Genomic DNA, 25,968 nt, shown 5'->3' on the forward strand with positions numbered 1-25,968 from the left:
TGGTGACACACTAGGGTGGAAACTTTTGGACGCTGTTTCCACCCCTAATCTGGTAAGTATTGCACGCTGTTTGACAGTTTTACTTCCTGACGTAGTCCTTCCGATAGTGCTAGCACTGCATGTTTGGTCGCCGAGTACACGGCGCCGCCCGGACCAACCTTGTGTCCCGCGACAGAAGAAACATTGATGATATGACCCGACTTTTGTTGCCGCATATAAGGCAATGCTGCTGCAATGCCATACAGCACCCCTTTGATATTGACGTCAATCATCTGGTCCCAGTCGTCGATCATCAAATTTTCTAGCAATGATTGCGGCATTAATCCGGCATTGTTAATCATGACGTCGATGCGTCCATATGTTTGCACAGCCGCGTCGACCAGTTTCTTTACTTGATCACGCTGAGTGACGTCGGTTTCCAGTGCGATTGCTTTTCCACCCTTGCCTGCCAGTTGATCTGCCAAGGCATTGATGCGTTCTACACGCCGCGCGCCGAGTACGAGTTTTGCACCCAGTACGCTGAGATGCGAAGCAGTCGCTTCGCCCAGACCACTGCTTGCGCCGGTAATGACGACGACTTTTCCCTCGATGTTATTGCTCATCAATGACTCCTAGAATGACACCAATTTAACTGAGTTTTTGGATAGGTCTGTTGATTTGTTGATTACCAAAATAGGTGTATGGGGTCACTGTTTTTCTTAGCTGGCTACTTTTGTCTTACACCCTGTTTCAAAAATATGTCGAGGTAGTGTGTAGATTGACTAGCTTCCATTTTTCACTCTTCTTTACATAGACTTCGGTATAGATTAGTTTGTAGATGTTATTGCCATTAACGACGAAAGTAGCCTTGCCCACTAAAACGGCTGTATTACCATACACCTTGACTGAAGCCTCTTTTTGATCAATTCGTTCATAAACAAATCTTCCCGTCTTCAGCTCTTTGATCTAGGCGTCTTTCGAAGTAACGCCTCCCGTCAGATGAATAAAGACTAATGCATCATCAAATAAATCTGCCAGCACATCAAAACGTCCTTGTGTTTTCCAATTGAATTTTTCCAGCGATAGCTTCAGTATTTCAGTGTCCGCTGACATTTCTTTTGATTGAAGCATGGGTCATTCCGTGTTTAAGTAAGGTTCATCTCTGCTAGCGGTCAATCTGCGACTCAAGTCCCTCGGATAGCGGGGCACCTTTAATATCAATATTAGAAAAGGCATCGTCAATCTTGCGCATATCATCTGGTGCCAACAGAAACTCGGCTGCATGCAGGTTGTCATCCAGATGCTCGATTTTGGTACCTCCAGGAATAGGTAAGATATAAGGTTTCTGTGCAAGCAGCCAGGCCAGTGCGATCTGTGCCGGGGTAACACCCTTGCTTGCAGCAAATTCCTTCAAGAAATCGACTACCTTGAAGTTGGCTTCTAATGCTTCTGGTGTAAAGCGCGGGAAATCCTTTCTGAGATCGTTGGGATCATCAAATTTCATCTCTCTGGTAATCGCGCCGGTCAGGAATCCTTGACCGAGAGGTCCCCAAGCCACAAAGCCGATGCCAAGCTCCTCGCATAGTGCTAATGCACCTCGCTCAGGTTCACGCTGCCAGAGCGAGTAGTGGTTCTGAATAGCAGTAACGGGCTGCACCGCGTGAGCACGGCGGATATTGTCCAGTCCAGCCTCAGACAACCCAAAATGTTTTACTTTACCTTCCTGTATCAGGTCTTTGACGGTACCTGCCACATCCTCTATCGGTACATTCGGATCAACTCGATGTTGATATAGCAAATCGATACGATCTGTACGAAGTCGTCTGAGTGAAGCTTCGACAACCTCGCGAATGTGCTCGGGACGACTATCGAGACCGACCAGTGCATTTTTTTCGTCAATCCTGAAACCAAATTTGGTAGCAATGATCACGTGATCGCGAACTGGTTGCAGCGCCTCACCTACCAGTTCTTCATTCAGAAATGGCCCATAGCCTTCGGCAGTATCGAACAGTGTGACGCCACGATCAACGGCTGAGCGAATCACTTTGATTGCCTCGTTTTTTTCTGTGGCGGGGCCAAGGCCGAAGCTTAATCCCATACAACCGAGTCCAATGGCTGAGACGGTCAGATCAGTATTGCCAAGTTTGCGCTGTTGCATTGTCTATTTCCTTTGACTGATATTAGTTTCTGTTTAGCGATTGACGAATTTTTGCCGGTCCTCTGAATATCTGCCGCCTTGTACCGTGATAGCGGAAATAGCGCTCTCGATTTCATCCAAATCACCGGTCGTCAGTTCGATGGCGGCTGCACCAATGTTCTCCTCTAAACGATGCAGTTTGGTGGTACCGGGAATCGGTACGATCCAGGGCTTTTGTGCAAGTAACCAGGCGAGCGCAATTTGGGCTGGCGTTGCCTTCTTCTCGGATGCGATCTTTTCTATCAGACCGACTAAACTCTGATTTGCCTTGCGCGCATCGGAACTGAAACGAGGTACTGTGTTGCGAAAATCGCTGCTGTCGAACTTTGTATTTTCGTTGATGGCACCGGTCAGAAATCCTTTACCTAGCGGGCTAAAAGGTATGAAGCCGATACCAAGCTCTTCCAGTGTCGGCAGGATGTCTTGTTCTGGCTCGCGCCACCATAAGGAATATTCACTTTGTATTGCCGCAACAGGCTGGATGGCATGAGCGCGGCGAATGATTTGCGCACCTGCCTCGGATAAACCGAAGTGCTTTACTTTGCCCTCTATTATTAAATCTTTGACCGTGCCGGCAACATCTTCGATAGGCACGTTGGGATCGACGCGATGTTGGTAAAACAGATCAATACGATCTGTCTTAAGCCGTCTGAGTGACTGCTCGGCCACTTCTCTGATGCGTTCAGGGCGACTGTCTAATCCATCGTTGACATTGCCGTTTCGAAATCCGAATTTGGTCGCGATCACCACTCGGTCGCGGAATGGTGCAAGTGCCTCGCCAACAAGTTCTTCATTAAAGAACGGGCCATAGGCTTCTGCGGTATCAAACAAAGTTACACCCCGGTCGACTGCCGTCTGGATGAGTTTGATTGCCTCATGCTGATCTGTCGCCGGACCATAACCATAACTTAATCCCATGCAACCCAATCCTATGGCAGATACTTCCAGGCCAGTGCATCCTAATTGACGTTTTTGCATTTGAATCTCCTTGCATTACAGCGTTGGGCATCGTGTTGAGCTCATTAAGTACTCATGACATGACGCCACTTTACGCGCCAACGGAGGATTTGATTAGACCGTATAATCAGCATGTTCTTATTAGAAATACTAATATATGGCCAGAGAAAATTTGAATGATCTGATTGCTTTTGTTGCCATCGCACGCGAGCGGAGTTTTACTCGTGCTGCGGCACAACTTGGGGTGTCTCAGTCAGCACTGAGCCAGACGATGCGCGGACTGGAGGAGCGCCTAGGTATCCGGCTGCTGACGCGCACCACACGTAGCGTCTCGCCCACCGAGGCCGGTGAGCGGCTATTACAAACGGTGACTCCCCGGTTTGAAGAGATCGATGCAGAGCTGGCGGCCTTGAGCGAGCTGCGTGAAAAGCCCGCCGGGACTATCCGTATCACCACCTCTGATCATGCCGCCAGCGCTATCCTGATGCCTAAGCTGGCAACACTGCTGCCGCAATATCCTGATATCAAAGTCGAGATTAATTCGGATAACCGCCTGATCGATATTGTTGAGCAGCGCTATGACGCCGGCGTGCGGCTAGGTGAACAAGTGGCAAAGGATATGATCGCCGTACGCATCAGTCCCGATGTGCGGATGATTGTCGTCGGTGCGCCCTCTTACTTCGCAAAAAAATCACCGCCTAAGACGCCACAAAACCTGACCGATCACCTTTGCATCAATCTTCGCTTACCGACATTAGGTGGTTTGTATGCATGGGAGTTGAAGAAAGGGAAGCGAGAACTCAATGTCCGCGTGGATGGTCAGTTGGTTGTCAGTGGTACGTCTCATATGCTCAAGGCGACGCTGGCCGGTCTGGGTCTAGGCTTTATGCTGGAGGATGTGGTGCGCGAGCATATCGCGGAGGGACGTCTGCAGCCGGTACTCGAAGACTGGAGCCCTACTTTCGCCGGTTATCACTTGTATTACCCTAGCCGGCGCCAAGCCTCGCCAGCATTTGCATTGCTGGTTGAGGCATTACGTTACCGCGCCTGATATCGCTGGTGTGATATCGCTGGTGTGATATCGCTAGTCACAATCTGCTAAGTAATTCCATACGTATATAAAAAATCTCTTTTGCTATATGAATATGGGATTTGTGAAAAATCCTTATTGCTTCGCATAATCGTGTGGCGATATGTGCCGGAGTTTATGGACTCCGCGGGTGTTGCAGATTCAACTGCGGATTTGCATTTCACGTCTTACATAGAATAAGACGGTGCTCATCCGTGGTTTAGATAGGAGACAAAAAATGAATGACTATCTGAGCTTCATCGGTCGTTGCATCGCGATCGTCAGTGTTGCGTTGGTATGTGCAGTTGTATCACCCGCGCAGGCCGCGCCGAAGACTATACAGAACGACGTATTTTGGAAGGATACAAGCAAGAATCCCATCTATTCTCAAGGCGGTGGCATTCTTAAAGTAGGAAACACATATTACTGGTATGGGGTCAAGTACAACGGCGCGGTGACTTATGCTGCCAACCCTGTCGCCAAGAACTCTGACATTAGCTTCAATGCGATTACCGCTTATTCTTCGACCGATCTGGCGACCTGGAAATTCGAAGGCAATATGATGAGTGCCGGTGCGGCGGGCAGCGTGCTCGATCCGTCCAACTGGATCGGCCGTATGGGCGTCGTTTATAACAGTAATACCAAAAAATATGTATTGATTACCCAGTACTACAGCACGGCAACCGGTAATGCAGTCTTGTTTGCAACCAGCGACTCACCTGCCGGACCCTTCATCTATCATCATGTGCAGACACAGATCACCAATGTTGGTTCAACCGGTACAGGTGATCAGACCGTGTTTACTGACGATACTGGTTTGTCCTATCTGATTTTCAGTAACGCGGGTGGACGCGCTAATGCTTATGTAGCCGCTTTGCGTGCTTCCGATTCGCTCAATATCGAGCCAGCTTCGCTAATCTCCACCAGTACCTCGGGAGGGCGCGAAGGTAATGCCATGTTCAAATACAACGGCACCTATTATTTCTGCTCGTCAGATTTACATGGATGGAACGCTTCGCATACTTATTATCTCAAGGCTAATTCAATACTGGGACCATACACGGCAGAGGCTGTGATGGGTGGAACAGATGCCGACTTCTCGCATGTGACTCAAACCGGTTTCTTTATTCCAGTTAATGGTAGCTCCGGTACGACAATCCTGTTTGCAGGTGATCGCTGGAGCGACTTCGCCGGTAACGGGCTGGGCTACAATCAATGGATGCCAATATCGTTTAGCGGGACGACACCGACGCTCAACTCCGTCAGCCAGTTTAATCTGGATGCGGCAACTGGCGCCTGGACAGTGGGTGCGGGCAATAACTATATTCTCAACTCCAGCTTTGAGGCCGACAGGGTCGCGCAGAACGATCTGGCTGGCTGGTCGACCTGGACTAATCTGACAGGCGGCGCAAATCCGAACGCCAATGTACTCGGTGGACATACTGGACGCTGGTCGATGAAGCTAAGCTACACGACAGCTTATAGCGCTAGCCGCTATCAGAGTCTGACTGGCCTGCCGAATGGAACCTACACTCTGAAAGCCTGGGTCATGAGCAGCGGTGGACAAAGTATCGCTCAGATCTATGTCAAGAATTTTGGCGGATCAGAGCTGAACGTGGGATTCAACACAGCGATTTCCAATTGGCAGCAAGTGACAATACCGAACATCGTCGTTAGCAACGGAAAGATCGACTTGGGACTCTATACGGTTGCCAGCGCGAATAATTGGGTGATCGCTGATGACTTCAGTCTGATAAAAAACTGAGCGCTGTACGATAAGGATTTGAACTTACTCGCTTAATGCGCAATGATCATTCTGGATAAAGCATCCCGGATGATCATTTAGCATTCGTGAGCAAATATATCGCGTTCATATGACGTTGCTGACGGAGCGATGCATAATGCATACCGCTGCAATCCTGATGATGTAAATTGAATTGACAATGACATGATGAATTTATTTTGTTTGAGCAAAAATCTTGTAATAACGATTGTATTCCTGGCGATTTTATCGCCGGCTCATGCGGCTACCAAAGTATCCAGTAGCGATAAAAATTTACAATACACGGGGCGGATTGATTTCAGCAATGTCTATGCACCAAGCCTGTCTTGGCCAGGCTCCAGCGTTGCTGGAAACTTTACCGGCCAATATTTATCAGTCACTTTGGTCGATCAATTTGGAGGAAATTACTTCAATGTCTTCATCGATCACGACTTAAACCACCCGATGATATTAAAAGCAGAAACAGGTGAAAAAACCTATCTAATTGCTGACAATCTGGCGCCAGGAAAACACAGCTTTTTGCTGACAAAACGCACTGAGGGTGAGGATGGCGCGACTGCAATCAAAGAATTTATATTAGCGGATGGTGCAGAATTATTACCGCCACCCGTCAGACTAAAACGGAAGATTGAATTTTTTGGCGACTCGATCACCAGTGGAATGGGCAATGAATCCCCCGATGGCGCCCAAGATAATCTGGCGAAAGATAAAAATAATTTTATGGCATATAGCGCAATCACGGCGCGCACTCTCAATGCAGAAATGCACATCACGTCGCAAAGCGGTATAGGCGTGATGGTGAGTTGGTTTCCATTTGTCATGCCGCAATTCTACGATCAATTAAACGCGTATGGCCGCAACGATACTAAATGGCATTTTTCAAGCTGGACGCCTGATGTGGTGGTGATCAATTTATTCCAGAATGATCGTTGGTTAATTGAGATAGAGCATCGCTTAAACCCTGAACCTTCGGATGAGCAGCGCATTCAGGCCTATGTCGACTTTGTAAAAACTATTCGTAGCAAATATCGTGACGCGTATATTGTGTGCGCCTTAGGCAGCATGGATGCGACCAAGGAAGGATCGAAGTGGCCAGGCTATATTACTGCGGCAGTGACGCGAATTAAGAACGAAAATAACAAAGAAAAAATAGACACTATTTTCTTCCCATACACCGGTTATGACGCGCATCCACGAGTAAAGCAACATCAAACTAATGCCGCTTTGCTAAGCACTTTGATCAAACAAAAAATGAAATGGTGAGCTCGGCTTTTAAGTGTTTAATTAAGTGTTTAAACGTGTTGGGTATTTAAATTGCTTGCATGCCTTAAATGGATAAATCGCGGAACTGATTTGGACAGGGCCAGGCAACACGGTATTCAAGCATTGAGTGAACAAATGGGTCACAAAACCCTTAGGACAAAAGAAAAAAGGGACTAGATTTTCATCTAGTCCCTTGAATCTGGTGCGGCTGGCAGGAATCGAACCCACGACCCCTTGGTTCGTAGCCAAGTACTCTATCCAGCTGAGCTACAGCCGCGAAGATCGACACTATAGCATAGCAATTGAAAAATACAAAGCTAAGCGGTGGCAAAAATCCTCTACATTGCAGTAATAATGGCCAACCTCACCAAAATTAAGTATCAAAAACTAATTTAAAGCAGGACTTACTACATTTCCAAATGAATAAAATACTACGCTAATTATTCAATGATTTATTGCGCTGCTTTGTTTAGCCTGCTTCCATCTTGATCGCCTTTACGCAAAAACATAATCCTCTCTGCGCTACTTGGATGGCTGGATAAGTAAGGATTACTTGCACTATGATTTTTTTCTAAATCGGCAAATAAATCTGCTAGCGCATTGGAGCTGATACCATTTTTTTCCAACATCGCCAAGGCATAAGCATCCGCTTCGCGCTCGGCATCGCGGGAATATTTTAAATCTAATAGCAAAGGCGGCAAGCTGGCAACAGCGGTAGAAACATCGCCAAACAAGGCGACGGCAACGGCGGCAACGGCTGAGCTTTGTATCACCCGACGGCTTAAGTGACGTTCGTGCAAATGCCCCAGTTCATGCGCTAGTACGCCCATGATTGCATCATCGTTATGAGATAAATTAACTAGCTCATCGGTCAAAATAATTTCACCCGATGGCAAGGCCAGTGCGTTGGGACCAATTTTACTTTTGCGAAATAATAGTCGATAAGCTGGACTATCGTCTTCAACTGGACGCAGGCGAGCAAAGCGTGTACTCAGTTCATTTTGTCTTTCCACAGAAAGCTTCGTAGGACTAAAAAAATGCTCATCTAAAAATGTCAGCGCACCATCGCCTAAAGCCCGCTCTACTTTTTCTGGCAGAGCAAAAGCGACTATTTTTGCAGCTGCAGGCAAGGCATAAACATACAGCAAGCTAATCAACACCACCGTACTGACAACAGCAATCAAGGTCGCACGCCAGCTTTGTTGCATGCGTACGATCAGGCTGTCACTATGTCCGGTGGCTGACAATAAATTAGCTAAGGCTGCCAGCATTTCTGGATCGCTTACTTCGAGGTAAGCACCATCAGGGAAGGTAACTTTACGCACCTTATTGGAGGTGCGCTCTGAAACACGCAATTGATCAAGCGAGCACTCTAGTTGTACATCGCCAGTCAGCTGCGCAATCTGCCCGACCACTTCTAAATAGACGTGGTGGGCACGCGATGTTTTGCCATCAAAATAATTTGCTGCAACAGGCATCATAAAGATAAATCAAAGTCCAATAAATCGGCCATACCTTCACCGGTAGCAGAAACCTGCGCTGCTTCGTCGGCTACAAATTGGTCTAAACCATCACCAATTTCAATCGAGATAGATTCCAGACGGTAACGCATCATACGTATTTGAGCGAAGGGAATAAACAAACCCAAGGTACAAACAATAGCGAGCAAATTCGTGAGATAAATGAAAGTGACACGTCCCCATTTCATGTGGCTATACATTTGTCGATTGCCGAGCTTAGTGTGATTCCAGATCAGATTCTGTATCAAGCTTAAAAACAAGGGGTAGATAGTGAGTGACCAAAAATAAATTGCAACGAACAGAATAACTATATGGTCAAACGTCTGTCTCGCAAACCGCCCTGCCCACGCAGATACAAGTTGTGCCAAGATTGGTAAAAAAAATACTAAAGTAATTACGATAATACCAGCGATAAGAATAGAAAATCCGATTAAATAATTCAGATAAAAGCGCGATATTTTTGCGTCGAAAGAAAAATGCGTTGTACCAAAACGACTCTCATTATGTTGGAACTGCTTAATCCGTTGATGCACCAAAGGCACCAGGGTGCCCAAGCTGATCAAGGCAAAAAATGGCCACGTTAAATAATTGATATAAGCCTGTTTGGCGGTACCGCGAAAACCAAAACGCACACCGCGGAAACTGGAGTTATACAGTTTAAATTGCAGACTTTTCCAGAGCAACCAAGGCATCACTGCACTTAGCGCAATCAACATCAAAAAGCCGAAACCGGTAGAAAACTTAAAAGCAAAGTGATACAGCGTTACAAAAACAAACGCCACAATACGACCTTTTAAAATCGCAATCGGATTACCGTGATATTCAAAACTAGCCCCTGCAAGCTGGGTACTCGAATAAAAATAATGATTTCTTCTTACCTTAGCCCAGGCTGAATAAATGCCCAAGGTGACGATGGTCAGTAAAAGATTGACGATCCAGATACGAAAATATTCGCCGCCTGTTCCGGTAAAACTTAAAGAGACTTTTGAGGAATCCGTATTGGTTTGCATCATGCCACCTCGTTTGCCAGGTTAATCATTGCAACATTGTTATCATAATTATTGATGGCAGTCGTCTAAAAACAGACGCCCAGAAACCTGTCACAAGAGTGATCGAATAGATTCTGCATGGATTAAAACCTTAAGTGGAGGTGAAATGAAGTTCGCTTTTGTTTGGATGGGGCGACTACTTAGACATCAAGCTTTTTTATGGTCTTTTGTCAGGCGCATCGTTTGTATTGCCTAACAATAAGCTTGCCATTTAATTATGCCATAGGCGCACACAGTAAAAGAGACTCAGAGCAACAAAAACATTGCAAACTCGTCAATATTGTAGTTGTGTTGCATATTTAGCACATCTTCGCCAAATCAGTCGCTTTCTCCGCGGTGGTCGTTTTATTGTTCTATTTGATGGCTGACATCGACTGAATAGCATATTCACTCACTTTGAAATAAGTAAAAATGAGGGGGTATATGCCAAATACATCCTTTATGTCCAATGATTTATTGGACGTAAAAATATACAGCAATGAGTATATTTTTATGTAATTTAATGCACACGGATAATTCGATAATTAAGTCGGGTAATGAAATAGGTAAATGCCGCGCTCTGATTGAGCACCCGATTACACTAACTCAGCCCTTAAACAAGCTAAGCCTGAAATGATGCTGGTTTAAGCATGGCGACCTAAGTATGGTGAATCTTGCAGCATGCCGGACAGGTTCCATACAGCACTAACCGGTGTCTAAGCAATTGAAATCCGTGTGTCTGGGCAACCTGTAATTGGCGTGATTCAATTACATCGTCGGCGAACTAAATCACCGTGCCGCAGTCGAGGCAAATCAGGTGGTCGTGATGACCGCCCTCGCTAATTTCATAAATCGCTTTACCTGATTCAAATACATTGCGCGCCAGAATTCCCGCTGCCTCTAATTGCGATAACACTCTGTAAACGGTTGCTAAGGCGATCATCACGTTTTGCTCCAGCAAGCGTCGGTACACGTCCTCCGCGCTGAGGTGGCGCTGCTTGCTAGTGCGTATCACCTCTAATATTTTTTGCCTTGGGATGGTACTTTTTAAGCCAAGATTTTTTAAATCCTGATCGCAAGTTCGCTCAACCACCTGTGTCTCTTTATGTTGTAGTGTGGATCGCATCATTCATCGCCTGTGCCGTCATTCTGGACTTCTGAGATTAGCTGTTCTTCTTGGTAGCCAACTGATCCGCTGTGTTTAGCTGCTTGATTGGATTGATTAGGCTGACTTTTTAGCTGGATATCCTTAAGGCAGCGTGCCATGCTACTAACGCTGGGTTTCTCAACAAACACGCAGGGTTTGCCTGTTCTTTTGCAATGATCTTTAACTCGCCAATAAGCACCATGGCTGACGCAACCCGTTTGGCAAATAACTAAATCGGCGGCCGCAAGACTAGCGCCGAGTAAAGAGGCATTATCCTCATCACCACCGTCATGATGTAAAAAATGTCCGCCAGTACGCTCTATCATTTGTCGGTACATCGGGACGATGTTCGGACGTCCGCCAACACATAATATCGACCGGTTTTGTAGGCCAAGGTTTTGTAAATTAGCGGGGGTATTACTCGCTTCATACTGTGCTGAGCGATCAGATAATGAGGTTGCTATATCTGCCTCTGCTTTTTGCTGCAGTTGCTGCAATTGATGGACTTGCTGAGCTTGCTCCAGTTGGGATTGCTGCCGCTGCATGCTGGCAAGCTGCTTCTCTAAATCATGAATGCGTGCCATTTGCATATCAATATGACGTGCCTGCTCTTGTCGTGCACGTAAATCAGGGAAACCTGCTTCCAGCTCCTTGATCTGATGTTGCAAGCTAGCAATCACCGTATTTTTGCCAATCAAGCTGGCATGCAATTGCACTTGATCGGTTTGCAATTGCTCAATGGCAGCACTTTTGGCGGCGATGATTCGGGTATTGCGCTCTTGATGGGCGGCCAACTCTTTGCTAGCGTGTTCATAATCAGCCTGCATTTCAATAAAACGTCGGCTGCTAACACGATCAGCTGTGCCAACCTGATGTTGCAGCATATGGATTTCTCTTAACACCCGTTCTTCTAAAGAATTATCGCAGCGCGCATGAGTCAGCGTTGCCCATAATACGCCAGCAACATCTGCGCTGTGCTGTCCCTGCGACCACCAGGCAGACAGCGCCTCGCTTGTCTTAATCTGTGATGACTGACGCAAAGCAATCGCGTAACGGCGCTCTAACTCTGCCTGCAAACGCTCCGTCATCGCCGTGCGAAATTTGCAGTCAGCTATCGCACCACAATGTAATTCGTAATCATCAGCAACCGTCTGCCCGCCTAATGCCTTATCCACCAGACGACGCAAGACCGTGATAGACAAACAAACCCCGATAACAGGACATAACGCATGATATGGCAACTCCCATAAGCGACGGCGACGCGATCCCTTCGCAGCCAAACGTTGAGAAATCGTATCGAGATCAATTGGACTGGAATTAGCGTTTGAAGTTGATTTGGAATTGAGGTTGAAATTCGGGCTGGAGTTCGGGCTAGAATTCAGATTTACTGGCTTATTCGCTTTTTTACCTAGTTCGCACATGAGCTGCCCTCCGGTTAATGTCTGATGTTATTGCCACCGTCAGTGGCAAGTACCCGAGATTCAGACGATTCAGAATCGTGCAAAGCTGGATCAACATCTAAACGTTTTTGGGCAAAACTCAGCATCTCGGTCAGTTCACGAAAAGCATCTAATTCAAATCTGACCGTGACCGCGCGCAAATTCAAATGCACATGTCCGCACTCGGGACAAGTCGTCACATGACCTACATCGCTGGCAGCGACCAAGGTCTGGCGACATTCTACATAGTTGGTTTTGTGTGACATGAAATAACTCCTCACGGGTAAATGAGAAGTTATTGTATCAATAAATGATAATGATTCGCATTTATATTTTGACTGGGACTATGTTTTATTGATGTATCTTCTAAAGATGACATTTATAAAATATCAACTAATCAAAAATGATAACGAGGAAGCAAATTAGAGTTCTAAGAAGAATATCTCCCAAAAACCGCATGAACCCGTCCACCAAAGAAAAAAGGGACTAGATTTGCATCTAGTCCCTTGAATCTGGTGCGGCTGGCAGGAATCGAACCCACGACCCCTTGGTTCGTAGCCAAGTACTCTATCCAGCTGAGCTACAGCCGCGAAAAAGGAAAGTATAGCATAGCCAAATTCGCTTGATAAGCCCCCACGCTATTTTTCAAGCGTTTTTGAGGCTCTCAGCAAACTAAAGTAGTTTAAATTTCAACCTGAGAACCGACTTCAATTACGCGATTAGTTGGTACTTGATAATAATCTGCTGCATCACGTGAATTTTTAGACATGATGACAAACAGCCATTCGCGCCACAAGGCCATACCGCTATTCGGTCTTGAAATAATCGTCTGGCGCGCGATGAAGTAAGAAGTTTCCATCCGCTCAAATGTCAGCCCAAATGGTTCACATAAATCCAGCGCTTTGGGGATATCTGGTTCATTTTTAAAGCCATAAAACACATCAATCTGGTAGCAATCATGGCCCAGATCAGTCACTTTGACTCTGTCTGAGGCCGGCACCCAAGGAATATCCTCGTTATGCAAAGTTAAAAATATAACCCGTTCGTGCAGAATTTTATTGTGCGACAAGTTGTGCAACAGCGCATGAGGCACGCCGTCGGACTCGCCGCGCAAAAAGATGGCGGTCCCAGCGACCCGCACAGGCGGTGATACGAATAAGGAAGATAGAAACGCCTCCAGCGGAATCGCATGCTTTTTCAGATTATCAAATACCAGCTCACGACCACGCTTCCAGGTCACCATTACGGTAAACATGATGATGCCCAATACCACCGGGAACCAGCCGCCATGGAAGAATTTCAAGCCATTGGCCGAGAAAAATGCGAGATCAATCGTCGTAAAAAATCCGGTAGCGACAAAGCAAAGAATCGGATTGTATTTCCAGCCGTAACGGATCACGAAGAAAGTTAAGATCGACGTCACCAACATCGTGCCAGTAACAGCAATGCCGTATGCAGATGCCAGATTAGAAGAATTACCAAAACCGACTACCGCTGCCACCACCACCAATAACTGCAACCAGTTGACCGCAGGGATGTAAATTTGACCGATCTCTTGCGATGACGTATGGACGATCTTCATTCTTGGCATAAAACCTAAAGAAATCGCCTGCTTAGTCATGGAGAAAGTGCCAGAAATAGTTGCCTGTGATGCGATCACAGTAGCAACAGCAGACAAAGCGACTAAAGGATAAACACTCCAGGCACCCAATTGCTGATAAAACGGATTGCTAACAGCGTCCGGCGTGACGATCAATAATGCGCCCTGCCCTAAATAATTTAGACCCAACGCAGGAAACACCACCATAAACCACGCCATTCTGATTGGCTTGCGGCCAAAGTGCCCCATATCTGCATACAAAGCCTCAGCACCGGTAAATGCCAGCACTACTGCGCCTAGTGCTAAAAATGCTAGCCACCCGTTAGACACTAAAAAACGTACTGCATGCAACGGGCTTAACGCACCCAGAATCATTGGCATTTTGATGATATTAATTACGCCCATCACAGCCAAGGCGACAAACCAAATCACCATAATCGGACCGAACCATTTACCAATACCCGCAGATCCTTTGCTTTGCACCGCATACAGAGCGATCAACACCACCAAAGTAATGGGGACCACATAAGGAGAAAATGCGGGGGTAGCAACCTCTAGCCCCTCAATCGCTGATAGCACAGAGATCGCGGGAGTAATTACACCATCGCCATAAAACAGCGCAGCGCCGAACAAACCAATCACAAAGAGTAAAAAATGCCATCTGGAGGCTTTGCCGACTGATTCCAGCGCCAATGCGGTCAGCGCCATAATCCCACCTTCTCCGCGGTTATCCGCTCGCAAAATCAGGGTGACATATTTAATCGCAACGATGATGAACAATCCCCACAAGATCAGCGATACCACGCCAAAAATGTTGGCTTCGTTCAGAGGTAGACCGTGTTCTTTTGAAAACACCTCTTTCATCGTGTAAAGAGGACTGGTGCCAATATCGCCGTAGACAATGCCGACTGCTGCCAGCGTTAGCCCCGCCATTGTGCTTTTTTCGTGTTGATTATTTGATAAATTAGCCAATTGTGTACCTTGTTATTCTTGGTGCGTTGCACAATAGGTGATTCCGTAGCGAAATTCAAGCACCAATTTCAGGAATCAAAACATTATGGGGTTAAGCAACAACAGACCACACTCTGCAAAGTTTCTTTTGAACTGTCAATAAAAACAATACCTATATTCACCACCTCGAAAACCTTGACAACAGAATGAAACAGGCGGTCGAATCCAGAATTCGCATAACTAAAGTTGAAATGATTCGTTTTACTGCGGCGGACACAATGGAATAATTTTGGCATTGACATCTGTAAAGAATACTATGCCCCACTCATCTCACTCTGCCTTGACATCGGCTTCATTAAAGCCAAGCATATTAACTTCGGCACCATTAGCGTCAGCAACATTGCGTGCTGGCGTGCCAAACCATCTTCATGCAAGCTCGCTCTTTGAAGTCTCTGCCGTCACAGCAGAAATCGCAAAAACACTAGCAGCAACTGCCGTCGGGCGCGACCGGGCTGGTGGTCACGCAGCAGCAGAAAGAGAATTACTACGCGATAGTGGCTTACTCACTTTATCAATTCCCGCAGAATACGGCGGCTTAGGTGCGCCCTGGCCGCAGATTTTTCAGACCATTCGTGACTTAGCCAAAGTCGATAGCGCACTGGCGCATGTGTTTGCGTTCCATCATCTGCAACTGGCGGGTGTGCAGCTGTATGGCGATAAAACGCAGCAACGTACTTTTTTCACCAACACGGTCAACAACCGCTGGTTTTGGGGCAATGCCTTAAATCCATTGGATAAACGTGTTGTTGCTCACGCGCTTGCTGACACGGTCACTGAAGCGGTCACGGATACTAGCGACGGCGGATACAAAATTAACGGCATTAAAAGTTTTTCCTCCGGCTCGGTCGGATCGGATTTACTCACCATATCGGCATGGCATGAAGCCAGCCAAAGTCCTCTGATTGCAGCGATACCGAGCAATCGCAGCGGCATCCAGATCAATCCCGACTGGGATGCATTTGGTCAGCGCCAGACAGATAGCGGCAATGTAGTCTTTACCAATGTAATTTTGCACAAAGAAGAGATTTTACTGGCGCCCGGCACAGCGGCGACAGCACAAGCCAGCGTACGCTCACAGGTCGCACAATTAATCATGACCAATCTGTATTTAGGCATAGGTTTAGGCGCTTTTGATGAAGCCAGACGATACAGCCGAGATGAAGCACGCCCCTGGTTTGCTTCTGGCGTACAAAGCACGGTTGATGATCCTTATGTCCAACATCGTTTTGGCAGCCTCTGGTTATCAGTGCGCCCTGCAATTGCATTGGCAGATCAGGCAGCGGAGCACCTGCAACGTGTCTGGAATAAAGGAGAAGCAATCACGGCGCAGGATCGTGGTGAACTGGCGATCAGCGTGGCAGAAGCCAAATGCCTGTCGCATCAAGCCGGACTGGAAGTATCTAGCCAAATGTTTGACATCACCGGTGCACGCTCGACGAGTGCACGTTATGGCTATGACCGCTTCTGGCGCAACGTCCGTGTACACACATTGCACGACCCTATCGATTACAAACTGCGTGATCTGGGTCGCTATGTTCTCAGCGGCAGTTTGCCAGAGCCTACACCTTACTCGTGATCAGGACGCCCCTCATGTCTCAATTGTCTACACTATTTGATGCGACCAAATTCGCCAAGCTTGCAACAACGGCAAACGGCACGCACGTCAGCAAGCAATCGCTTGAAAAAGACTTCGTGATTCAGCTTGATCAGGTATCAAAATCATTTGTGCTGCCTGCAGGTAAACAGTTTGATGCAGTCAAAGACGTGTCGCTGCAAATACATTCTGGCGATATCTTTGGTCTGATTGGAAAAAGTGGCGCAGGCAAATCAACTTTGCTGCGCCTGATCAATTTACTGGAGCGACCAGATAGCGGAACTGTCACCGTGAATCAGCTTGATCTGACCGCACTGGATAAATCGGCATTACGGAAAGCGCGTCAGTCCATCGGTATGATCTTCCAGCAATTTAATTTATTGCAGAATGCCAGTGTATTTCAGAACATTGCCCTGCCCTTAAAAATCCATGGTGAACTAAACCGTACGCAAATCGCAGAGCGTGTACAAGAATGTTTGTCTCTGGTTGATCTGGCAGACAAAGCCAATAGCTATCCATCACAATTATCAGGCGGGCAAAAACAACGTGTAGCGATTGCCCGTGCACTGGCCAGCCGCCCAACAGTATTGTTATGTGATGAACCCAGCTCTGCCTTAGATGCCGAAACTACGCGTGCATTGTTGGCGACGCTGCGCGATATCAATGCACGCCTCGGCGTCACGATTGTAATCGTCACGCATGAACTATCGGTCGTACATGAGTTATGCGAGCACGTCGCGGTGATAGAAAACGGTGCCATCGCGGAGCAATTTGCACTCGCCGATAACATCACCCCGCGCAAAACAGCGTTGGGAAAAGAGCTAGTGCATTACGCCAAATTTGCACGAAGTATTCTGGAACAAGAACGTGCTGAAAAGCAGGCGCTATCCCAATTCAATCGCCCTGAACAAATAGAGCAGCAACAAAGGCAAGGATTACAAGTTCAGCAGCCACGTGAGTTAGCACATGTCTGAGAATATTCTGAATATCTTGCCTGAGCTTTGGATCTCTATCGCTCAAACGTTTTTGATGCTAGGCATTGGTCTGAGCGCGGCGGTACTAATTGGCGGACCGTTGGGTATTTTGTTATACCTAGTCGGACCGGGGCAATCGCTAGCCAACCGTCCGGTGTTTACGGTACTGGATTGGCTTGTGAGTACGGTGCGGTCTTTTCCCTTCATTATTTTGCTGGTCGCGTTGGTGCCGTTTACCCGTTCGATTGTAGGCTCTTCAATTGGCCCAACTGCGGCGGCAGTGCCATTGTCGATTGCTGCCATTCCTTACTTTGCCCGGTTGGTAGAACAAAGCTTGCGTGAGATTCCGCGCGGTGTGATCGAGGCAGCCCACGCCATTGGCGCATCAGAATTACAAATTATATGGCGCGTTTTACTGGTGGAATCCAAGTCTGGCCTGGTACTGGGATTTACCGTATTAGCGATCAGCTTTTTGTCTTATTCCGCCGTCGCGGGTGTGGTGGGTGGCGGCGGTATCGGCGATCTGGCGATACGTTATGGCTACTACCGTTTTCAAACCGACGTGATGGTTTTTACCATCGCTATTTTGGTGGTACTGGTACAAATAATTCAGTTTGTCGGCAACACAGTTGCGCGACGTATTGATCATCGCTGAGCGCTCTAATTGTCTAGCGCATGCTGCTTTCTATGATTCTCTAAGCATATCCAAAAATATATACTGGATAGGAGTAATTTTAATCGTCCATATAATCATTGGATAATAGAGCATATTTTATAAAAATAATGGGGAGTATATTGAAAATGAACCAATACCAGCGATTAAATCATCTGAGTTTTGGTGCTCCAGTGGTGTTCCTCATCGTCGTTCATCACGCTGTTGATCGAAAGCACGCAGCATCCTGTTTCTGAATCATTTATTCCCAATATGTTTGCTTCCTAAGAACCTAAAATTTTTTTCAAGAGGAATTTCCATGTCACTCTCTGCATCCAATCGCCGTCGCTCTAGTTTGCGCTTGTTCGCTAGTGTTGCCATTAGCTCTACGATCACGGTAACGAACATATTTAGTCCACTCGCATTGGCACAAGAAAAAAAAGAAATTGTGATCGGTGCAACTGCAGGGCCCTACTCGGATCAAGTCAAATTAGGTATCAAACCAATCCTGGAGAAAAAAGGATATCAGGTAAAGATTGTCGAATTTAATGACTACATCCAACCTAACTTCGCACTGGCACAAGGCTCACTCGATGCGAATGTTTTTCAGCATATCGTTTATCTGACCAAGTTTTCTACTGAAAATAAATTGGCGCTGACTGAAGTCATCAAAGTACCCACTGCACCGATTGCGATCTACAGTAAAAAACATAAAACGCTGGATGAAGTCAAAGATGGCGCAACCGTGGCGCTGCCAAATGACCCGACTAATCAAGCGCGAGCACTGGTCGTGCTGGAACAATTAAACTGGCTGAAATTGCGCGTAGGCTATGACCCAATACGCGTCTCAGAAAGAGATGTCGCGTCCTATACCAAAAAGATCAAACTAGTCCCGTTAGAGGCAGCGCAACTGCCGCGCTCACTGGATGACACTGACTACTCTTTCATCAACGGTAACTTTGCGATTGCGTCGGGTCTGAAAATCAGTGAGGCTCTGGCATTAGAAAAAACTTCCGCGACTTACCAAAATCTAGTCGCAGTGCGTACTGCCGATAAAGGAAGTAAATGGGTTCAGGATTTAGCGGACGCCTACCGTTCACGTGAATTTCTTGAGATCACTAACAAGCACTTTGCTCGCTTTGTTAAAACAGACTATCAGCAAGCATTGAATCAAAGCCGCTTAAATCAGCAGGCTGTAACTGTGAGTGCAAAATAATCAACCATGGCAAAGCAGATCCGGTTTAACGCATTTCAAATCAATAGTGTTGGGCACCAGTCGCCAGGTCTCTGGACACATCCACGTGACCAGTCCCATCGTTACACAGATCCAGAGCATTGGATCAGTCTGGCGCAACTGCTAGAACGTGGCTTATTTGACGGACTATTTTTAGCCGATGTACTCGGTGTCTATGACGTCTATCAATCGAATGCCGACGCAGCATTGCGTGGCGGTGTGCAAGTTCCGCTGAATGATCCCTTAGCACTGGTACCGCTGATGGCGCATGCCACTCAGCACCTGGGTTTTGGCGTGACCTGTGCACTGACCTATGAACATCCCTACTCATTTGCTCGCCGCATCTCGACACTGGATCATTTGAGCAAAGGACGGATTGCGTGGAATATTGTCACCGGCTATCTTGACAGCGCAGCACGAAATCTGGGATTAGAACATCAGATTGGTCACGATGCACGCTACGACATCGCAGAAGAATATATGGAAGTCGTATACAAACTTTGGGAACAAAGTTGGGAAGACAATGCTGTCGTACGCGATAAAGTCAACGGCATATTTACCGATCCAAGTAAGGTTCACGCAATTCGTCATCATGGAGAAAACTATCGCGTGCCAGGTTTCCACTTGTGTGAACCATCGCCCCAGCGCACTCCCTTGTTATTCCAAGCTGGTACATCCGGACGCGGTAAAAATTTTGCAGGCAAACATGCCGAATGCGTTTTCGTCAGTGGCCCCAGCAAAGCCGTAGTCAAACATTATGTACAAGACTTGCGCGCCGCCACACTAGCAGCCGGACGCAATGCCGATGACATTTTGATATACGCCCAGGCCTTGATCATCACAGCCGCAAGCGAAGAAGAAGCCCAAGCCAAATATGCCGACTACCGCAGTCATATCGACATTACCGCAGCACTCGCGTTGCTGTCGGGCTGGACTGGTGTGGACTTTAGTAAATATGATCCGGATGCCACAATTGAATATATGGAAAACGATGCCGGCCGATCGGCATTAGCATCATTCAGCCAGGCTGACCCTACACGTCGCTGGACAGTGAGAGAAGCGGCAGAGTTTATCGGCCTTGGCGGACGTGGTCCGGTGTTGATCGGTAGCCCACAGCAAATCGCCGATCAACTGATCGATTGGGTAGAAGAAACCGGGATAGACGGTTTCAATCTGGCGTTTGCTGTATCACATGACAGTATGGCCGACGTGGTTGATTTCATCGTACCCGAGCTGCAAAAACGCGAACGCTATCGTAACCACTATATCGGCGGCACACTGCGCGACCAGTTATTTGGCACAGGAAATCGCTTGCCTGAAAATCATATTGGACGGCAGATCAGAATCCAGTCTCAGGAATCCGCATAAATTACTTTTAAGATCGGGTCGAATGTATCCTAAAAAACTTGTGTTGAGAAATCCACAAGATAGATTAATCAGTTTTGGACAACAGCCTGATTATGGTCGCCAGATACAACGGAGATGGATAAATCCGGTTTTGTTCATAGCAGGTATGAGTCAACTTGATGACATGGTCGTTATCACTCTGAATCGCCTTAGCAAATAAATCTGACCAGGCTTGTTCTGGAGATGTTCGGTACAACGAATTGAGTATTAATTCTGCCTCACGCTCGGCAGAAACGAGTGATGGTAGCGAGGGTGCTCCTACCGACACATAGGCGGCACAAAAAGCCACCCACAATTGCGGCAATAAGACGACGACTAAATTCTGCGGCAAACGAGCAAATACAATACGCGCAGCATGCATCGCCGTGACCATATGCAGCACAGTAAAATTTTTACTTTTCCAGTAGGCGACGATTGCTAAGCTTGTCATCTCACGCATCATCTCATTCAATAACTGAGACTGATTTTCGATCAGGTAGAGGCCATCAGCAAAGCGCGGATCGGCGACCACCGCTTTAAGACTACCGACAATCGAATCACCCACATACAGATTTGGATTGGCTTTGTACAATAGCGACAACTGGGCCAATGCTTGCTCCGCTGTAACAGCAAACTGCGGCTGATTGCTCTTTATCTTAATGTCCAGATTCGACACCATAAGATGTGCCAGTCCGGCGGCAATTTCTCCAATATGATGCGCATCTAAACCATATGCGAGGCGAATCAAGGCATGGAACGCCGCCGTTGCTGGCGCAAAAGGGATCTGACTTAACACTTCGATCAATACCTCATCAGCACTGCGGGCAGAAATCGCCGTCATAAAATAAGCACGCAAGGGCATGAAATTATCCACTTTTCCTAGCTGCCGTTGCCAGTTATCAGCAGTCACTTTACATTGACTCATTCGCATTGGCAGCGCATAAGTGTTTTGCCACATACTAAAAAACTGTTGTAAACGTTCTGGGCTGGCTCCCATCTTCGCTAACGCGATCAATGCCATAGGACAGTGATTAGTCTTACCTTTTGATGCCAACGCAAAATGAGCACTGGCATCCAGCAGCTGGTCTAAAAGCTCAGATGAGGAGTAATCCCTGACAGATTCTGTTGAACCTTTTTTCATCGCAATGTCCTTAACAATTTTTGATGAAATAAGCATACAAGTTCAAGTACACTTGAAGTCAAGGATAATTTTTGTTAACTATGATGCGTGTATTAAAAGCTGAGACAAAGGGAATTACGGTGAAAAAATCAACCGAGAATCTGATTAGCATTGGTGATTTGGCAAAACGCTCTGGACTCGCAGCTAGTGCATTACGATATTACGAAGAACAAGGATTGATCACCAGCTCACGCAATGCGGGGCAACAAAGACAGTTTCCAAAAGAAGTATTGAGGCGTATCGCTTTTATTCGTGCCGCGCAAACTGCGGGTCTGAGCCTGAGCGAAATCAAATCAGCATTAGCGTCACTGCCCGAACAACGCACACCGACAAAACAAGATTGGGAAAAATTGTCATCCTCATGGCAAACGACACTCCAGCAGCGCATAGATGCCTTAGTTGCGCTACGGGACAAACTCACGTCCTGCATAGGCTGCGGCTGCCTCTCACTGAAATCCTGCTCGCTGTATAACCCAGGCGACGTTGCGGCTCAACGTGGTAACGGTGCGCGTTATTTAAACGGAGATACAGCAATAAAATGACTGAAACGCATTCTCATATTTCGCTATATCTGCACACTTGGTCAAAGCAATAGAGATTAATAAAGAAAAGTAAAACAATTATTTTTCTGGCTAAGAAAATTTAATCACAAAAAAACATTACTTTGACGTTTTTGGTGAAACACTATCTTTACTTATCTCAGATGTTAATGCAGCGTGTTTTTTGTCTTCTGCTGACTTTTCAATAGTTTTTGTTTTTTTAGATTCGTGTGCTAATTGATTCTTATGTGCCTGCTGAACTAAAAACTGATCTTCCGCAGCGATAACATTTAAAGAGAAGCTCGCCGCTATGATGCAGGTAACGCAGATAGAAATATATTTCATTTGGTACTTTCAATATTTGACTTTACTACTAACTTAAAAATTCTTTGGATTTATGCGAAAAACAAAGAATGACATTTGACTAAATACATAATTTTCTCTATGACGATTTCCAATTTTCATAGAATAAAAAATACTGATCAGAATATTATTTGAAATTTTTTGATTTAAATATTCTTAATCTTGACAATAATTAATAGCTGATATTGGAATAAAAACTGCAAAGCAAATTTAACAAAATCCATATAAATAAATTGAAAAAAAATGGAATTTATTCGTAAATTTTTTATAAAAAAAATTTTAATGCACCTAATATCTATTTTTCACTAATGACAAATTAATCGGTTCGTTTACATAAAATTTACAAGCATCAACTGACTTTTTGCATTTTTTTTATATCGATCCTAGTAATCTTCTCCTCGTTCAGAATAAATTGAATTGGCAGTTTTTTTGGTCCTAAAAAAATTTTTAAGGCACAAAGCATGACCATTTAATTAATCGATTACTGATTTTTAAACTGGTGTAACAACACGTCGTTGATACATTTGAATTTATAACTCCAGGGAAAATAAAATGCAAAAAATGTTGTCACTCGCATTCGTTGCGGCTAGTACCTTAGCCTTCAACAATATTGCGTTAGCACAGAGTGGTGCAGCAGAGGGATGCCCAGAAAATTCTGCTTCAAAGAGTTTCTCAGAGAGGTTTAGCACAACCTATAGCGACTACCTGAAATGGAATGGCGATCCTGCTGACGCAGCCCCGAGCTGGCGCAAAGATGTGCAGGCACCTCCCGTGTCCAGCCCACCGTATCCATTCGCAACTTGGCCGATTGGTGGTTCTGAAACGATTGGTTATGACAACCAATACTATGGCCCGCTAATGGACACAATTTATTGTGGTCCAAATGGAAAAGCCTGGAAAGATTCGCGCATTACTGTCTATGGCTGGATAGCACCTAGTTACAACATTAGTACATCAAAATCAAAATTTAATTTTACAACTGGCACTGGCGGAAATTACCCTGCTGCTTACGACTATGCAGCTAATTCGTTTCAATTGAATCAAGTTGCAGTCTATGTTGAGCGTGTGCCTGACGTAGTACAAAAAGATCACAACGATTGGGGTTTTCGTGTGACTGGTTTGTACGGTACTGACTATAAATATACTTTCTCCAAAGGCGTATTTAGCGATCAATACACAGATAAAGGCCGGAAATACGGCTTTGATCCAGTCATGATGTATGGCGAGTGGTATACCCCATTTGTTGCAGATGGGATGAATGTACGTGTAGGTCGCTATATTTCTGTACCAGATATTGAGGCGCAGCTTGCACCGAACAATTACACCTTTACCCACTCCTTACTTTACGCGGTTGATCCTTATACGCAACAAGGTATTGTTGCGACAGTCAAACTAAACAAAAATTGGCTGATTCAAGGTGAAGTCTCTGCCGGTAATGACATCGCGATCTGGAATAAAGCTGAACGTCAGTTCACGCCAGCAGCTTGCTTGGGCTGGACGTCTGATACAGCCAACGATAACTTCTATGCTTGTTTGAATGGCGCGCATCCTATCTTGGGAAATAACGGAAAATTTGGCTGGAATAATCTTCAGCACGAAGTCGTTACCTGGTATCACAAGTTCAATGAAAATTGGCATATGTCCAGTGAGTACTGGAGAATGTTCCAGAACGATACGCCCAACGTGAATGACGTAACAGGTGCGGGACCGGCGTTGTTGGCTGCACGCTATGGCAACTTAAAATATGGTGCTCCATCGGGTGCGCAATGCGGACCTAATGACGGTGCGACTTGTAAATCGCATGAATGGGCTTTCGTCAACTATATTGGTTATCAGGTTTCTCCGCGTGATTCAGTCACCTTCCGTACGGATGTATTGGATGACACAACTGGTCAGCGTACGGGCTTCAAAACCCGTTACTACGAATTTGGCTTGGGCTGGCAACATTGGATCGGTAAAGCGATCACTATTCGCCCAGAACTTCGTTATGAGCGTTCTACAGATATTGATGCATACGATAATCCAACTGCGACAGCAGGTGCGGGCAAATTTAATCAAACAATGTTTGCGATAGATGCCGTAATCCATTTCTAATTTGTACAAAGTAATAACTAAAGCATACTATCCTGTAAGCATCATGAATCAAGCCTGAATATTTCTTCAGGCTTGATCAAGCATCTCAATCTATGACTAAATGTCTTGAACAAAATAGTATTTACATAAAACTGTTTTAGCTAAATCAATATCTGATGACAAAGTAATTATATTGTCGTCATCAAACCATATTGCCAAAGCAATTTTATGTAAGTTCCGCCCAAAATATTTGAAACATTTTGAAACATCTTTGTTGCGCGATATCAGATCAATGCCATGGATTCAGGTCTTTTATCGTATTGAAATTGAGTATCATGTTGCCTTTAACAAGGATTGAAAAAACTTCTTAAAAGCAATAAAAATTGTTTAAATTATCAAGCGCAACAGATGCTAAGTAAGGCCTAATATCTTTTTAAAAGCAAAAAATGCTTTTTCATCTCTGCCTTTTTGTATAGAGAAACCGCAATGATTTCGTTCAACACATGGCAAGCCCAGTGTGCCGTCGTTTTAATGGGTGTTGCTACGATGGGTCTTGCAGCCCCCATATCAGCGCAAGCAAATTTAATCGATAGCGCCACTTCTTACTCCACTCCAAATAGTCCTGTCTCGTCATTGTATGAAGAGCAAAACATTGTATCGTCACTGCCACGATTGACTTTACAGCAGGCACTGGAATATGCACTACAGCACAACCGTGACCTAAAACTTGGCAACATCGCGATTGATACCGCCAGCGCGATGAAAACTATTGCCGCTGCACCGCCTAATCCCATGCTGACCTTGCAAACCGCAGGTATTAATCCCAAGCTGGGAATCGGCGCAGGCAAGCCTAAAGACAAAACGGTCGACAGTACGATCAGAGTAGATCAATTAATAGAGCGAGGCGGCAAACGTGATTTACGGATTGAGAATGCCGGCTATCTGGAAACCGCAGCACACCAGGACTGGCACGATGTCCG

Annotated in this window: 22 protein-coding genes, 2 tRNA genes and 2 pseudogenes; 11 read left to right on the plus strand and 15 right to left on the minus strand. The window is 45.9% G+C overall.

Annotated features, from left to right (window positions below):
• Positions 1 to 68: 68 nt before the first annotated feature.
• The 5 genes and pseudogenes from QN395_RS18800 to QN395_RS18815 form a co-directional block, all read right to left on the minus strand.
• A pseudogene (locus QN395_RS18800) lies at positions 69 to 602 on the minus strand (SDR family oxidoreductase); the annotation flags it as partial.
• Positions 603 to 729: 127 nt separating this feature from the next.
• On the minus strand, positions 730 to 945 hold the full coding sequence (locus tag QN395_RS21680; protein WP_416352066.1) for a nuclear transport factor 2 family protein: 216 nt from the start codon (positions 943 to 945) through the stop codon (positions 730 to 732).
• Positions 946 to 1,110 (minus strand): hypothetical protein, encoded by a 165-nt coding sequence (locus tag QN395_RS18805; RefSeq protein ID WP_323492691.1) that lies wholly within the window; start codon positions 1,108 to 1,110, stop codon positions 946 to 948.
• A gap of 34 nt (positions 1,111 to 1,144) precedes the next feature.
• Complete coding sequence (locus QN395_RS18810; RefSeq protein WP_323492692.1) at positions 1,145 to 2,137, minus strand: aldo/keto reductase; 993 nt, start codon at positions 2,135 to 2,137, stop codon at positions 1,145 to 1,147.
• 33 nt (positions 2,138 to 2,170) lie between these two features.
• The gene (locus QN395_RS18815) at positions 2,171 to 3,154 is read right to left on the minus strand and encodes an aldo/keto reductase (protein WP_323492693.1); all 984 of its coding nucleotides are present in this window, start codon (positions 3,152 to 3,154) and stop codon (positions 2,171 to 2,173) included.
• 136 nt (positions 3,155 to 3,290) lie between these two features.
• Here QN395_RS18815 and QN395_RS18820 point away from each other — a divergent pair, with 136 nt between their 5' ends.
• The 3 genes from QN395_RS18820 (at position 3,291) to QN395_RS18830 (ending at position 7,248) form a co-directional block, all read left to right on the plus strand.
• A complete protein-coding gene (locus QN395_RS18820) occupies positions 3,291 to 4,184 on the plus strand; it encodes a LysR family transcriptional regulator (protein ID WP_323492694.1) in 894 nt (297 codons plus the stop codon).
• Between the two features lie 256 nt (positions 4,185 to 4,440).
• A complete protein-coding gene (locus tag QN395_RS18825; RefSeq protein WP_323492695.1) occupies positions 4,441 to 5,967 on the plus strand; it encodes a family 43 glycosylhydrolase in 1,527 nt (508 codons plus the stop codon).
• A gap of 183 nt (positions 5,968 to 6,150) precedes the next feature.
• Entirely contained in the window at positions 6,151 to 7,248 is a 1,098-nt protein-coding gene (locus QN395_RS18830; RefSeq protein WP_323492696.1) for an SGNH/GDSL hydrolase family protein, read from the plus strand.
• A gap of 200 nt (positions 7,249 to 7,448) precedes the next feature.
• On the opposite strand, the gene QN395_RS18835 is transcribed toward QN395_RS18830, so the two are convergent.
• From QN395_RS18835 to QN395_RS18870, 8 genes and pseudogenes are all read right to left on the minus strand, one after another.
• A tRNA-Arg gene (locus tag QN395_RS18835) sits at positions 7,449 to 7,525 on the minus strand.
• Between the two features lie 175 nt (positions 7,526 to 7,700).
• Positions 7,701 to 8,729: a M48 family metallopeptidase gene (locus QN395_RS18840; RefSeq protein ID WP_323492698.1), complete on the minus strand. Its 1,029-nt coding sequence runs from the start codon at positions 8,727 to 8,729 to the stop codon at positions 7,701 to 7,703.
• Positions 8,726 to 9,781: a YjgN family protein gene (locus QN395_RS18845; RefSeq protein ID WP_323492699.1), complete on the minus strand. Its 1,056-nt coding sequence runs from the start codon at positions 9,779 to 9,781 to the stop codon at positions 8,726 to 8,728. Before QN395_RS18845 ends, QN395_RS18840 begins: the two co-directional genes overlap by 4 nt.
• Before the next feature lie 673 nt (positions 9,782 to 10,454).
• Positions 10,455 to 10,922 (minus strand): annotated as a pseudogene (gene fur / locus QN395_RS18850) (ferric iron uptake transcriptional regulator).
• Entirely contained in the window at positions 10,922 to 12,364 is a 1,443-nt protein-coding gene (locus QN395_RS18855) for a DUF2325 domain-containing protein (RefSeq protein WP_323492700.1), read from the minus strand. Before QN395_RS18855 ends, fur begins: the two are co-directional and overlap by 1 nt.
• 14 nt (positions 12,365 to 12,378) lie before the next feature.
• Entirely contained in the window at positions 12,379 to 12,648 is a 270-nt protein-coding gene (locus tag QN395_RS18860; RefSeq protein WP_322118531.1) for a hypothetical protein, read from the minus strand.
• A 247-nt stretch (positions 12,649 to 12,895) separates the two neighbouring features.
• Positions 12,896 to 12,972 (minus strand) — tRNA-Arg (locus QN395_RS18865).
• A gap of 92 nt (positions 12,973 to 13,064) precedes the next feature.
• Positions 13,065 to 14,915, minus strand: a complete 1,851-nt coding sequence (locus QN395_RS18870) for a potassium transporter Kup (RefSeq protein ID WP_322121562.1) — start codon at positions 14,913 to 14,915, stop codon at positions 13,065 to 13,067.
• 334 nt (positions 14,916 to 15,249) lie between these two features.
• Here QN395_RS18870 and QN395_RS18875 point away from each other — a divergent pair, with 334 nt between their 5' ends.
• The 5 genes from QN395_RS18875 (at position 15,250) to QN395_RS18895 (ending at position 20,815) form a co-directional block, all read left to right on the plus strand.
• Entirely contained in the window at positions 15,250 to 16,569 is a 1,320-nt protein-coding gene (locus QN395_RS18875; RefSeq protein ID WP_323492701.1) for an acyl-CoA dehydrogenase family protein, read from the plus strand.
• 14 nt (positions 16,570 to 16,583) lie between these two features.
• Positions 16,584 to 17,561 carry a methionine ABC transporter ATP-binding protein gene (locus QN395_RS18880; protein WP_323492703.1) on the plus strand — a complete coding sequence of 326 codons (978 nt, stop codon included), beginning with the start codon at positions 16,584 to 16,586 and terminating at the stop codon, positions 17,559 to 17,561.
• A complete protein-coding gene (locus tag QN395_RS18885) occupies positions 17,554 to 18,216 on the plus strand; it encodes a methionine ABC transporter permease (RefSeq protein WP_323492704.1) in 663 nt (220 codons plus the stop codon). The genes QN395_RS18880 and QN395_RS18885 overlap by 8 nt, the downstream gene beginning before the upstream one ends.
• A 316-nt stretch (positions 18,217 to 18,532) precedes the next feature.
• The gene (locus QN395_RS18890; RefSeq protein WP_323492705.1) at positions 18,533 to 19,429 is read left to right on the plus strand and encodes a MetQ/NlpA family ABC transporter substrate-binding protein; all 897 of its coding nucleotides are present in this window, start codon (positions 18,533 to 18,535) and stop codon (positions 19,427 to 19,429) included.
• A 6-nt stretch (positions 19,430 to 19,435) separates the two neighbouring features.
• Positions 19,436 to 20,815, plus strand: a complete 1,380-nt coding sequence (locus tag QN395_RS18895; RefSeq protein ID WP_323492706.1) for an LLM class flavin-dependent oxidoreductase — start codon at positions 19,436 to 19,438, stop codon at positions 20,813 to 20,815.
• Between the two features lie 64 nt (positions 20,816 to 20,879).
• Here the strand turns inward: QN395_RS18895 and QN395_RS18900 are convergent, their stop codons facing one another.
• Complete coding sequence (locus tag QN395_RS18900; protein ID WP_323492707.1) at positions 20,880 to 21,974, minus strand: questin oxidase family protein; 1,095 nt, start codon at positions 21,972 to 21,974, stop codon at positions 20,880 to 20,882.
• A gap of 80 nt (positions 21,975 to 22,054) precedes the next feature.
• Between QN395_RS18900 and soxR the strand changes: the two genes are divergently transcribed.
• Positions 22,055 to 22,555, plus strand: a complete 501-nt coding sequence (gene soxR, locus QN395_RS18905; RefSeq protein WP_416352065.1) for a redox-sensitive transcriptional activator SoxR — start codon at positions 22,055 to 22,057, stop codon at positions 22,553 to 22,555.
• 117 nt (positions 22,556 to 22,672) lie between these two features.
• Here soxR and QN395_RS18910 read toward each other — a convergent pair whose 3' ends face one another.
• A complete protein-coding gene (locus QN395_RS18910) occupies positions 22,673 to 22,897 on the minus strand; it encodes a hypothetical protein (protein ID WP_322118524.1) in 225 nt (74 codons plus the stop codon).
• Between the two features lie 570 nt (positions 22,898 to 23,467).
• Here QN395_RS18910 and QN395_RS18915 point away from each other — a divergent pair.
• Both QN395_RS18915 and QN395_RS18920 read left to right on the plus strand, forming a co-directional pair.
• Positions 23,468 to 25,009: an outer membrane beta-barrel protein gene (locus QN395_RS18915; protein ID WP_323493011.1), complete on the plus strand. Its 1,542-nt coding sequence runs from the start codon at positions 23,468 to 23,470 to the stop codon at positions 25,007 to 25,009.
• A 465-nt stretch (positions 25,010 to 25,474) separates the two neighbouring features.
• Positions 25,475 to 25,968, plus strand: a 494-nt coding sequence (locus QN395_RS18920) for a TolC family protein (RefSeq protein WP_323493012.1), incomplete at its 3' end; no start/stop codon positions are given.

It is taken from the genome of Undibacterium sp. RTI2.2 (assembly GCF_035018705.1).
Lineage (GTDB): Bacteria > Pseudomonadota > Gammaproteobacteria > Burkholderiales > Burkholderiaceae_D > Undibacterium.